The sequence below is a fragment of the Ruegeria sp. CDSB086 genome (assembly GCF_059611065.1).
Map to the genome: position 1 here is coordinate 223965 of NZ_JBXWOV010000005.1, position 12390 is coordinate 236354.

Annotated in this window: 8 protein-coding genes and 1 tRNA gene; 3 read left to right on the forward strand and 6 right to left on the reverse strand. The window is 56.3% G+C overall.

Annotation, left to right across the window (positions count from 1 at the left end; all coding sequences use genetic code 11):
- Positions 1 to 292: 292 nt before the first annotated feature.
- Complete coding sequence (locus tag AC2FIO_RS12200; RefSeq protein ID WP_496697903.1) at positions 293 to 2272, forward strand: bifunctional 2',3'-cyclic-nucleotide 2'-phosphodiesterase/3'-nucleotidase; 1980 nt, start codon at positions 293 to 295, stop codon at positions 2270 to 2272.
- A 102-nt stretch (positions 2273 to 2374) separates the two neighbouring features.
- Here AC2FIO_RS12200 and AC2FIO_RS12205 read toward each other — a convergent pair whose 3' ends face one another.
- From AC2FIO_RS12205 to AC2FIO_RS12225, 5 genes are all read right to left on the reverse strand, one after another.
- Positions 2375 to 3484: an AI-2E family transporter gene (locus AC2FIO_RS12205; protein ID WP_058272136.1), complete on the reverse strand. Its 1110-nt coding sequence runs from the start codon at positions 3482 to 3484 to the stop codon at positions 2375 to 2377.
- Positions 3485 to 3490: 6 nt separating this feature from the next.
- Positions 3491 to 4294 (reverse strand): TIGR03084 family metal-binding protein, encoded by an 804-nt coding sequence (locus tag AC2FIO_RS12210; protein WP_496697905.1) that lies wholly within the window; start codon positions 4292 to 4294, stop codon positions 3491 to 3493.
- An 88-nt stretch (positions 4295 to 4382) separates the two neighbouring features.
- Positions 4383 to 6356 (reverse strand): acetyl/propionyl/methylcrotonyl-CoA carboxylase subunit alpha, encoded by a 1974-nt coding sequence (locus tag AC2FIO_RS12215; RefSeq protein ID WP_496697907.1) that lies wholly within the window; start codon positions 6354 to 6356, stop codon positions 4383 to 4385.
- Positions 6357 to 6411: 55 nt separating this feature from the next.
- Positions 6412 to 8031, reverse strand: a complete 1620-nt coding sequence (locus AC2FIO_RS12220) for an acyl-CoA carboxylase subunit beta (RefSeq protein WP_496697909.1) — start codon at positions 8029 to 8031, stop codon at positions 6412 to 6414.
- A complete protein-coding gene (locus tag AC2FIO_RS12225) occupies positions 8031 to 9815 on the reverse strand; it encodes an acyclic terpene utilization AtuA family protein (RefSeq protein WP_496697911.1) in 1785 nt (594 codons plus the stop codon). The genes AC2FIO_RS12220 and AC2FIO_RS12225 overlap by 1 nt, the downstream gene beginning before the upstream one ends.
- Positions 9816 to 9940: 125 nt before the next feature.
- Here AC2FIO_RS12225 and AC2FIO_RS12230 point away from each other — a divergent pair, with 125 nt between their 5' ends.
- Entirely contained in the window at positions 9941 to 10564 is a 624-nt protein-coding gene (locus AC2FIO_RS12230; RefSeq protein WP_282169543.1) for a TetR/AcrR family transcriptional regulator, read from the forward strand.
- A complete protein-coding gene (locus AC2FIO_RS12235; protein ID WP_282169544.1) occupies positions 10561 to 11718 on the forward strand; it encodes an acyl-CoA dehydrogenase family protein in 1158 nt (385 codons plus the stop codon). The genes AC2FIO_RS12230 and AC2FIO_RS12235 overlap by 4 nt, the downstream gene beginning before the upstream one ends.
- A gap of 578 nt (positions 11719 to 12296) precedes the next feature.
- Here AC2FIO_RS12235 and AC2FIO_RS12240 read toward each other — a convergent pair.
- Positions 12297 to 12381 (reverse strand) — tRNA-Leu (locus AC2FIO_RS12240).
- Positions 12382 to 12390: the final 9 nt, after the last annotated feature.

A 12390-nucleotide genomic window follows, 5' to 3' on the forward strand; every position in this document is an offset into this window, starting at 1 on the left:
GAAAAACGCGGATGCTTGCAATGGTCCGCTGTGCCAACGCCGCATTAGCAAACGATGCGGAACATTCTATCCCAATGCCGCTGTCGCTATTTCCGCAATATGCACCGCGCGATAATCAACCGTCTCAAATCGACACATGTTGCCATGATTGGGTAAGCAGATCACAATGGGCATCAGTACCAAACATTCCCGCATGCGCCGCGCCGCTGCAAACGCTTTGGATACCAGTGTCACACGGTTGTTTTGTAAGTCATGCAGAAGGCGCGTTAGCCAACATATTGAAAGGTTCCGAATGACCTCCTCCAGCCATTTTTCGATGTCTCGCCGCCAGTTCCTTGCCACAACTACGGCCAGCGCCGCCGCAATCACCCTACACCCGTTTTCGGCCGCTGCTGCCGACAATCAGGCGCATCTTCGGATCATGGAAACCACCGATATCCATGTGCATGTCTTCCCTTATGATTACTACGCAGACAAGCCGCGCGATACGGTAGGCCTGTCGCGCACCGCATCGATCATCAATGACATTCGGTCAGAGGCAACCAACTCGTTGCTGGTGGACAATGGCGACTTTTTGCAGGGCAACCCGATGGGCGATTACATCGCCTATGAGCGTGGTATGAAAGAAGGCGACAGCCATCCGATCATCGCCGCATTCAACACCGTGGGCTATGACGCCGCTACTTTGGGCAACCACGAGTTCAATTACGGTTTGGATTTTCTGGAAAAGTCACTCGCCGGGGCGGATTTCCCGGTCGTTTTGGCCAATATTGCCAAGGAACAAGGCGCGGGGCCACGCGACGATAAGACCTTGGTCAAGCCTTACGCCATTCTCGACCGCGAGATTGAAATGGGCGACGGCAGCAAGCATCCAATCAAGGTCGGCGTCATTGGCTTTACCCCACCTCAAATCATGAATTGGGACCGCAAGCACCTGGAAGGCAACGTTCAGGCCCGCGACATTGTTGAAACGGCGCAAGCCTATGTGCCAGAAATGCAAGAGCAAGGCTGCGACCTGATCATCGCCCTTTCTCATTCGGGCATCGGTGAGGCAGATCACGCCGACGGCATGGAGAACGCCTCGGTCGTGCTGGCCGGCGTCGATGGCATCGACGCGCTGGTCACGGGCCACAATCATCTGGTCTTCCCCTCGCCTACTTTCGCGGATCGCCCGGGTATCGACGTCGAAAAAGGCACGCTTATGGGTAAACCAGCGGTCATGGGCGGTTTCTGGGGTTCGCATCTGGGTCTGCTGGACCTGCTGCTGGAACGCGACGGGAATGAATGGCGCGTTGTAACAACGACGTCCGAGGCGCGCCCGATCTCAAAGCGCAACGAAGATCGCTCAATCACCGCGCTGGTTGGCGACGACCAGACCGTGCTGGATTCGGTCGCCAAAGATCACGACGAAACACTGGCTTATGTGCGCCGCGCCGTTGGGAAGACGTCCGCGCCTTTGCACAGCTACTTCGCACTCGTCGCGGATGATCCGTCGGTGCAAATCGTGTCGATCGCACAAAAATGGTATGTCGAAGAGATGATGAAGGGCACCGAGCACGAAGGGCTGCCCATCCTATCAGCCGCCGCTCCGTTCAAGGCCGGTGGCCGTGGTGGGCCAGAGTATTATACCGACGTTCCAGTGGGCGATGTGGCTATCAAAAACGTGGCTGACCTGTATCTCTATCCGAACACCGTGCGGGCGGTCCGCGTGAACGGGGCACAGGTTCGAGGCTGGCTGGAGCGTTCGGCAGGCATGTTCAATCAGGTTGAGCCGGGCTCGGCCGACGCAATCCTGCTGAATCCAGAGTTCCCATCCTATAATTTTGATGTAATGGACGGCGTGACCTATGAGATCGACCTGTCCCAGCCCTCGCGATTTGGACCAAAAGGCGAAGAAGTGAACCCAGACGCGGCGCGGATTGTGAACCTGTCCTTCAACGGCACGCCGGTTACGGATGACATGGAATTCATCATCGCCACTAACAATTACCGCGCGTCTGGCGGCGGGTCTTTCCCGGGCGCATTGGGCGACACGGTTGTCTTCGAGGCCCCCGATACCAACCGCGACGTCATCGTTCGCTACATTGTCGAGCAGGGCACAATTGATCCAAAAGCGGACGCCAACTGGTCCTTCGCCCCGCTCGCAGATACCACGGTGCTTTTCGAAACCGGCCCCAAAGCGCGCGACTATATGAGCGATGTCAAAGGAGTGGTGATCGAAGACGCAGGCGAAGGCGCCGATGGTTTTGCCGCGTTCCGCATTAAACTTTAAACGTCAAAGATTTTAAGCCGGCTGCCACCCCGACTAATGGGTGGCGGTCGCGCACCGAAGATGGCGAATTTTTTAAACACTTAAAACCGGGCTTTGGAGCAATCAGTCAAGTTCGCCGCTTTCTGACATCAAAATCGCCAGCGGTCGCGTGGAATGGATTTGCGACAAGATAATCATCACCACGGCGGTCAACGGTATCGCCAATATGGTGCCTGCCAGACCCCACATCGCGGTCCAGATCGTCAGTGAAAACAGCACCATAAATCCACTCAGGTTCACCGAGTTTCCAACAAGTCGTGGTTCAAGGAAATTTCCTACAAACAGCTGAGCGGCCATAAGCGCGATCAGTGCGACCCCGGCATGCCAGATGCCGCCGAATTGCACAAGGCTCAGCATGACGGGAAACAGAACACCCACGATTGAACCCAGATATGGGATATAGTTCAAAAGTCCGATCAATATAGCCCAGAACATTGCGAACTCGATCCCAAGCAACAACATGATCACATAGGAGATCACAGCCAGAATGACGTTGATCAGGGTCTTTGCACTTAGGTAGCTGCCAATCTTCTGGTTGATCTGGGCGACGATTTGCAGCGACCGGTCAGCTGTTTCGGCATCACCCAACGCCTTTCTAACTTTTTCCGGCATGTCATCCAGATCGGACAGGATGAACACAATATAAAGGATTGTCATCAACATGACCGTCCCGAAACCCTGCACTGTGGAAAGCGTCCCCTGCACAAACCCCAAAATATCGAACTTGCCAGCAATCGTCTGCTCGATCGTGGACCAATCTGGCAGTTTTTTGACGCCCAACATCGCCATTGCCGAGTCAATCAGCGCTTTTAAGTTGGTTTGGTAACGCGGGATATTCTGGGCGACCGCTTGCGCGTTTGCCTCAAGAAAGACCCCTATCAGAACCAACGTTAGAAATATGGCAAGCAGCGCAAGTAAACGGCGCCCGCGGCGTGGAATGTGGCGCAACCCCGGAACACGGCCGATTGTCGAGGCGGTCGAGTCCAGAATGTATATACCGATTATGCCCAAAAGCACCGGAAGAAGGATACTTTTGCCCAGCACCAGCAGCCAGCCGATGACAACAGCGACGATCAGGCCAGATGCAAGTTTTGTCACATTAAACAGCAGCATATCTTCGCTTTCGGTCGGACGGGTGGTTCCTTTTGTGCCGGGTTCAAGGCTTACATTCAACTTCTTTCACGCGATCTGCGCGCCCCGAGCGCGGTGACGGCTGCCCGGTGCAGGGGGCGTTTCGCGACCACCGGCAAAACACTGCGCGATTGACATCCATTCGGCAGCAACCGGCCCCTCCACCTTCAGCGATGTATCCGCGATGTTGCGGGTTTGGGCTGAGACCTGTGCAAACTCTACCGCAGGGCCTGTTATCCGATTGTCCCCCCGTTCACCGAACTCCCACAAGGCTCCAGATGGCGCGGTCAGTTCAAGCCGCGGCATCGCCTCGGGCACAGGTTTGCCGTTGACCTGATAGGCCCAGCCAAACGTGTTCACACCCAGAATGACGATGTTCTTGACCCGGTCATGTTCGACGCGCTCGACACCAAGAACGTCAAAAACCTCTTGCCCATGTGCCCAAGTCTCCATCTGACGGGCCGTAATTGATGAGCGTACAGACATATCCGGACCGGCCCATTTCACCCGGCGCTTGGGATCGAGATCGGCCCAACGTGTACCAATATCTGTATAAAGTGTCCGCCAGGAATCGCGCAGCTCGTTCCCACGCAGCAGGATCGCTTCGTTCTCGGCTGCGCGCAGCCCTTCGGCCTTGGCTTTGACAAGCAATGCCCCAATGCGCGCAGTGAACGCGTCGGGGTCCTGAAGCGACAGATCTGCCATCTGGTTCCAATAGTGCAGATGCACCAGAACATCGTTCAGCGTCCACCCCTTGAACTGAGTTGGAATTTCCCATTGATCGCCCGAAATACCGTCCAGAATGGCAAACAATGCCTCGCTTTCTTGCAGAAAATCCGTTGCCTGTTGCACTGCTTGTTCCCTCGATTTTGTGTTTGCCTATTCGATGTCCCCGGATGAAGTGTCTGAGCGGCGGCGGTCGACACACACCCAAATCCGTCTATGTTTCGTCAATCTCGATCATCACATCCCCCGCGCTCAGCTGTTGCCCGACCTCAACGTGGACAGAGGTGATGACGCCTGCGACGGCAGCGGTGATCTGGTGTTGCATCTTCATGGCTTCGAGAACGGCCAGACAGTCCCCTTTGGAAACGCTTTGACCGGGTCTTGCCGCCACCTCGACCAGGGCACCCGGCATGGGGGCGGTGACGCGACCGCTAGCGATCGTTCCCGCATCCAATGCACCGGGACGCAGGCGTCGAAACGTCAGGCGCTCGGGGCCGATGGCGATCTGGGCTGTGTCCCGGGTTATGTGTGCGGTGGCGTCGACGGTGTTGTCATTTATGCGTGCCCGGACCTTCCCGCTGCTGCGCTTGATAAACGAGACATCATACGCGTTGCCCTCAACCCATACCGTCAATCCATCGGGGCAGACGCGTGCGCGCGTTTGTATCTCTTTGTCACTATAGGCAAGCGTCACGGCGAACGGCGGTAACGCCGCGCTGGACCAACCCAACTGTTCGGCGGATACATAGCCCGCCGCCGCCCTTGCGCGGGCCTGATCCGCATCCAACAACAGCGCAACCGCCAAGGCGACGTCCTGCGCAGTTACCCGGTAAGCAGGAAAGCCCCGGGGGTAGGTCCGATCCAGAAATGTTGTAGTTGCATCGCCGGCAATGAAATCTCTATGCTGCAGCACATCTGCAAGAAACCGCGAATTTGTTACCGGTCCCAGCAAAATAGTTTCATGAACAGCCTTGATCAGCCGCGCACGTGCCGTTTCGCGGGTTGGACCGTGCGCGATGATCTTTGCAAGCATGGCGTCATAGAAAGGCGATACCTCTTGTCCCTGCTGAATGCCGAAATCCACACGCATTCCGGGACCGGACGCAGCCTGCCACAAATCAATTGGACCGGTCGCCGGCAGATATCCGTTAGCAGGGTCTTCGGCATAAAGCCGCGCCTCGATGGCGTGACCGTTCATGGTGACGTCTTCCTGAGAGATTGGAAGGGCGTCACCCTGCGCGACAGCGATCTGTAGCGCCACTAGGTCGATGCCAGTGACCATTTCGGTCACAGGATGCTCAACCTGCAGTCGGGTGTTCATTTCAAGGAAATAGAACACGCCGGACGGTTCCAAAAGAAACTCCACGGTTCCGGCGCCGCGATAGCTCACCGCACGGGCCGCCTCAGTCGCCACAGCCCCCATTTTTGCGCGCAACCCTGTCGTCATGACCGGGCTTGGGGCTTCTTCGATGACTTTTTGGTGGCGACGCTGAACCGAGCATTCCCTTTCGCCCAGATGAATTACGTTCCCGCACCCATCGGCAAAAACCTGAAATTCGATGTGGCGCGCATCACCCATCGCTTTCTCAAGGATCAGTTCGCCGGATCCAAAAGCGCTCTCGGCCTCGGATCTTGCGATTGAAATCGCGTCAGAAAGAGCGTCGGCGGATTGGACCACGCGCATTCCGCGTCCACCGCCACCAGCTGCGGCTTTGACCATGATGGGAAAACCGATTTTGCTCGCTTCAGCGACCAGTGCGGCACCCGATTGATCATCGCCTTCATACCCTGGAACGCAGGGAACGCCCGCGCCAATCATAAGGCGTTTGGCGACGGCCTTGTCGCCCATCAGCCGGATCGCTTCGGGATCGGGTCCGACAAAAGTCAGACCCGCGGCCTCGACTGCCGCTGCAAAACCCGCATTTTCGGACAAAAACCCATAGCCCGGGTGGATCGCCCCTGCCCCAGTTTCCTGAGCCGCAGCAATGATCTTTTTTGCGTTCAGATAGCTGGCACCAATCGGCCCTTCACCGATCCAAACTGCCTCATCAGCAAGTTCGACATGGGGTGCCCGAGCGTCAGCGCTTGTATAAACGGCCACTGTACGCAGGCCAAGCGACCGGGCGGTTCGCATGATACGCGCGGCAATTTCCCCACGATTGGCAACGAGAAGCGTGTCGAATGTCATGCCTCAGCCTCTGCTATCTATCTTGGATGTGGATTTGGTGAGTAATGCAGCATGGTCAGAACCTGTGCACCCCGTACGAACTGGGTTTGACCGTTCGCGCGCGACCCTCAAGGCAGGTTTCAAGGCAAAAACCCAGCACACGTCGCGTGTCGCGGGGGTCGATGACGCCATGATCGATACACCGGCCCGAGGTGTAAAATGCATTCTCCTGTCGTGTGAAATGTGCTGTGATCGCTGCCTTTTGCGCAGTCAGTTTGGCTTCGTCGGGGTCGATCCCTTTGCGTTTAAGCCCTGCGCGCGCAACCAGTTCCATCGTCCCGGCGGCTTGCTCACCTCCCATCACGCCCGTTGCCGCATTGGGCCAGGCGAACAGGAAGTCCGGGTCATAGGCGTAGCCGCACATCCCGTAATTGCCGGCCCCGAAACTTGCCCCGACATAGAGCGTGATCTTGGGCACATCGACCGACGTAACGGCCTGGATCATCTTGGCCCCATGTTTGATCATGCCGCTTTGTTCATATAGGGTGCCGACCATGAACCCTGTGATATTATTGAGAAAGATAAGGGGAATATCGGCCTGACCACATAACTGTATAAATTGTGCGGCTTTGTTTGCGCCTGCAGGGTCCAGTGGCCCGTTGTTTCCAAGAATACCCACTGCGATACCATTGATTGCGGCCTGCAAACAGACAGTCGCCGAGCCATAGTCGGGTTTGAAATCCTCAAAGTCCGAGCCATCCACAATGCGGGCCACGACCTCGCGGACGTCATAGGGAACGCGATAATCGGTTGGAACAATGCCTGCGATCTCATCCACATCACAATTCGGTGGCTGCACTTCTTTGCTGCGACGCACAGGCAAGGATTTGTTCCAATCCAGCCGGGCCATCACGTTCCGCGCCATTTCGATACCGTGCGCATCATCCTCGGCCAGATAGTCGACCAGCCCGGATGTGGTGGCATGCATCTCGGACCCGCCCAGATCACGGTCATTGGCCTTTTCGCCCGTCGCCGCGTGAACCAAGGCGGCACCGGCCAAGGCGGCCATGCCGTTGTTCTTCACGCCAACGACATAGTCTGCAAGGCCGGGCATATAGGCCCCGCCGGCGGTTGACGGGCCGTGCAGCACTGCAATGTTGGGCAGTCCTGCGGCCGAATGGCGGGCCAGATTGCGGAACAGTTTGCCGCCATTGGCCCAGAATTCGACCTTGTATTCCATCAGGTTTGCACCGGCGCTTTCGACAAGATGCACAAAAGGCAGGTTCTGTTTCAATGCCATGTCTTGCGCGCTCAGGAAGGCCGCAGCTGACATCTCGACCATCGCGCCGGCCTTAATCCCTGAATCGTCGACGATGATCATGCAGCGCACGCCCGAGATGAAGCCGATGCCGATGACCAATGACGCGCCCGGAACCGATTGATCAGGATCGCATGTATCGACGCAGTAGCCCGCCAACCCGTGCAGTTGCAAAAAAGGCATTCCGGGATCCAACAGTTGGGCCAAACGGTCACGGGGTGTGATCTGCCCCCGGGCCTCCATCCGTTCGCGCCGTTTCTCTGACAGGGCGACAGGACGCGCTTCAAGCGCGCGCATCTCGTCGACAAGAGCCAGCATATCGCCCCGGTTCTTGGCAAAGCTGTCAGAATCGCGGACGACTTTACTGACAAAACCCATCAGCTTTCTCCTCGCTCGGGATATGAGGATAACTCTGCAGGAATCCTGATCGGTGTGGCCAGCAATATCTGGGCATAACTCTTGCCTTGCGCGTCGTTGCGCAACGAGGCTACGCCACCGCCACCCAGCGCATTGTGCAGCAGAATGTTCATGGAATGCGTTCCTGGAAGATAGAACCGTTCGACCCTGCCAGATAGGTGGTTAGAAAAAACATCTGCCAGCGTCGCTTCGGTCAGCGCCGCCCAAATGTAGGGCAAAAAGTTAGCATGACGTGCAATGACCCCAATGTTTGCGGCGTCGCCTTTGTCTCCAGATCTAGCCCAGGCCAAATCTTCCAAGGGGCATGTGATCCACTCGGTCACCTTTTCATCGGCTATTTCCGGGGCTTTTGCCGGGACAGGTTCCGGGTCTTGTGGGGACGTTTTCGGCGGATTGTATGCGATATCGTCCCCATCCATCGTTACGCAATAGGTCAGCGTGTTGTTTGGCACCAAGAAGGAAAACAGGGCAACGACTGGCGAGGGCTTTGGACGCCCTCCTCCGGTAAAGATGTGCAACCCCGGCGGTGCGGCCAGTGCGCACCCGGTCATTTCACGCAGGAATACGCCAACCGCGCGAGGGTCATCGTGTTTCACGGCTACCTTGAACGAGATCTCTTCGTAATCGCCGTCGCCAGGCCGACCTCCGAAGGTTTCAAACGACACCTCGCGATAGTCGGGGGTGCCCATCCGTTGCAGGACAGCGCGCGCGCGATCCAACCCCGCTTGGGCAAAAGTCTTCGCCTTTTGTCGTGCCTCACGCCCGTTGATCAGAATCGTCACGCCCGCGCGATAGCCATCCGCCCAGGTGGCGGACACTTTGAGTTGCCCGGTCGGCGCGCGGCCTTTTGCACCCGAAACGGTTACATGGTCTGGCTCGGATTGCTCAATCCTGACATTGGAAAAGTCGCAAATCACGTCAGGCAGAAAATAGGACTGCGGGTCGCCGATCTCATACAGCATCTGCTCGCAGGCCGAAGCTGGGGCCACACATCCCGTCGTGCCCTTCGGCTTGGTCAGAACCAACCCGCCATCTGCGCTTACCTCGACAATCGGATAGCCAATTTGGGCGATATCCCCCGCCATTTCCCAATCCGTGAAATTCCCGCCAGTGGCTTGGGGTCCACATTCCAGCAGATGCCCCGCAAGCGACCCGGCAGCCAGTAAGTTGTGGTCCTCGTGCCGCCATCCAAAATGATACATGCACGCGGCCAACGTAAGTGCGCTGTCGACGCAGCGGCCTGTGATGACGATGTCAGCCCCGGCGTGCAGCGCCGCCAATATCGGCCCTGCCCCAATATAAGCATTCACCGAGGCGATCTTTTCGGTCGGTGGCATCGGCGCACCGGAAAACATCTCAGTCCGATCGACAAACTCAGCAACACGTGGCAGCAGGTCGTCGCCTTCGACCACTGCGACTTTCACGTTCAATCCCAATTCAGCAGATTTGCGACGCAAAGCAACAGCACAGGCCACTGGGTTGACCCCACCCGCATTTGACAACACCTTGACGCCCTGCTCGGCGATCTGGGTTAAATTGTTGGCTATAACGTCAGAGACGAAATCCACCGCATATCCCTTTTGGGGGTCTTTAAGGCGGGCGCGGGCCATGATCGACATGGTGATTTCGGCCAGGTAGTCGTAGACCAGAAAGTCAATCTTTGGGGCCCGCAGCAATTGCTGTGTCGCATGAGGGGCATCCCCCCAAAAACCACTTGCTCCTCCGATCCGCAGAGAATGTGTCACGCCACGTCTCTCCCGCTTGGGAACGATCTGCAGTTTACAGACCAACTGTTCTGTTTTTATGATCCACTGACTGCATTGGTCAACGAAGATTTACCACTGCGACGCGACGGAAGATGATAGATAAGATGCCAAAGAAATCCTCGGTCCAGGATCAAAGGTCCCGGGATATGCAGGTCAAAATCTGCAATGCGACGGTCACCTGTCTGGATCAGCTCGGGTATGCCGAGACTACTTTTGCCAAGGTGCAGGCCAAGGCGGGCATTTCACGCGGGGCAATTACGCATCACTTCCCCACGAAACAGGCCCTGGTCGCAGCTACCGCGATGCGACTGCTGGGCAATGCGCAAAACCCGCTCTGGCCACATAATCGCGCCCCTCAGCCCGTCTATGATCTGATTATGTCCGCCTGGGCCAATATCGTAAATTCCGCAGGCGGACGTGCCATAGTCGAGATTCTGGTTGCTTGCCGAACCGACCCAGCACTGTTCGGAATGCTTGAACAGAGCCTAAGAGAATGGGACAAATCGAACCTGAGCCTGATCTCAGCCCGGTATGTCAGCGCAACAGGCAACCGTGACGACACTGAATTGTTGTGGAGCATCGCCCGGAATTTCCTGCGTGGTTTGTTGTTGCATGAGAAATTTGTTTCGTCGCCAGAATACCTTACGCAGATGATGGATCGCTTTGCTCGCATGATGGAAAGCCAGCTTCAGGTATTGCCCGAAAATGACGTCGAGGAGGTCGAATGACCCTGCCATCCCCTTTCATGACCCCTGAACGCGAAGCTTTCCGCGGGAATTTCCAGCGGTTTGTCGATGCCGAAATCAAACCTAATATTGAGCAATGGGAGGCGGATCGCAACGTCCCATGGGAACTGCATGCAGCAATTGCTGAGTTCGGAGTATATGGCTTTGGGATCGATGAGGAATATGGCGGCCTGGGTTTCGACAACGCCTTTATGCGCCATGATTATAGTGAAATCCTGTTTGGCTGTGGGGCATCTGGTATCGGAGCCGCCGTAGGGGGACGCACGATTTCAATCAGCCCAATTGCGAAATTCGCTTCCGAGGAGTTCAAACAGAAAGTGCTGCCCGAGATCATCTCGGGGCGCATGATGTCGGCCCTTGGGATCACCGAACCGGGCGCAGGGTCAGACGTTGCCAATATTCAAACAAGGGCCGAGTGCAAAGGCGGCAAATGGATTCTGAACGGGGAAAAGACCTATATCACTGGGGGGATGGATGCCGAATGGTTTGTGGTTGGTGCCCGCACTGGCGGCCCAGGATTGACCGGCATTTCGTTGTTCTTGGTCCCTCATGACGCGCCCGGATTCAACCGTACACCTTTGGGTGGCAAGATGGGCTGGCACAGTTCACAGCAAGCGACGCTGCATTTAGATGATTGCGAGCTGGATTCTACTGCGCTGTTGGGGCCTGAGAACAGGGGCTTCATCGCAATCATGAACAATTTCAACTTTGAACGGCTCGGCCTGACATCCGCTTCGTTGGGAATGATGAAACTATGCTACGATAGTGCGCTGGACTGGGCACGGGAACGCGAGACATTCGGCAAGCGACTGGTCGAACATCAGGTCATTGGCCACAAATTTGCAGAAATGTCCGCCCGGATTGATATGAATGAGGCATATATCGAGCGGATCTGCTGGGCGATCGAGCAGGGCCTGATGCCTGTCGCCGAAATTGCCAAGGCCAAAGTTCAGGCCACGACGTCGCTGCAATTTGTTGCTTCCGAGGCGATGCAGATCTTTGGCGGTGCCGCGTACATGCTGGGTAACCCTGTCGAGCGTGCCTGGCGCGAAATCAAAATAATGGCAATTGGCGGCGGATCCGAAGAGATATTGCGCGATCTGGCCGTGCGCCAGATGGGATTGGCCGGGCAATAGCGGCGACGTTACGGGTCCGCATGCGCGTACTATGAACGTGAAGAGGTCGCCGACAGGCCAGCCTTAGACAAATCCTTTTCCTGGCAATTGTCCGTAAATGATCAATGCACAATTGCGCCATCATTTATGACAATCTAAGTTGCGCCAAACTCAACACGCGAGGGAATTATGGATATTTGGTTCTATGTGGGGCTTGGCTTGTTGATATGGGCTATCAGAGATTTGGTATTTGGTTCGACCTACTTGTGGGAACGGGTTACCCGTGCCGAAAATCCGGGAACCTACTGGGTTTGTGTTTTGGTTTGGCTTGTCGTTGCGTTGGCTATTTTGGCCACGTCCCCAACGACCTACTACCTGTTCTCCTGACAACACGTTCCGAAAAGAAGGCCATGCAACCCGCCGTTCCTAGACATGGAGACCGGTGTTTTCACTATGGATGCAGTCACCTTATCGTTCGCTTCGCGAACGCACCCGACTGTTCGGGTGTCAAAATCCAGTCGGCTGTCCAGTATAGAACTTTATCGATTGCCTGAAAGCCCGCAAAGGCGATCCGGAATGGAAAATTCTCTAGAACGATATGGTGCGGGTGGAGGGACTTGAACCCCCACGCCTTGCGGCGCCAGAACCTAAATCTGGTGCGTCTACCAATTTCGCCACACCCGCAACCCAAGC

What these genes read in the sequence shown, in the direction of transcription:
- AC2FIO_RS12200 (WP_496697903.1), top strand. Translation starts at nt 293, where the DNA reads ATGACCTCCTCCAGCCATTTTTCGATGTCTCGCCGCCAGTTCCTTGCC.
- AC2FIO_RS12215 (WP_496697907.1), bottom strand. Translation starts at nt 6,356, where the DNA reads ATGACATTCGACACGCTTCTCGTTGCCAATCGTGGGGAAATTGCCGCG.
- AC2FIO_RS12220 (WP_496697909.1), bottom strand. Translation starts at nt 8,031, where the DNA reads ATGGGTTTTGTCAGTAAAGTCGTCCGCGATTCTGACAGCTTTGCCAAG.
- AC2FIO_RS12230 (WP_282169543.1), top strand. Translation starts at nt 9,941, where the DNA reads ATGCCAAAGAAATCCTCGGTCCAGGATCAAAGGTCCCGGGATATGCAG.
- AC2FIO_RS12235 (WP_282169544.1), top strand. Translation starts at nt 10,561, where the DNA reads ATGACCCTGCCATCCCCTTTCATGACCCCTGAACGCGAAGCTTTCCGC.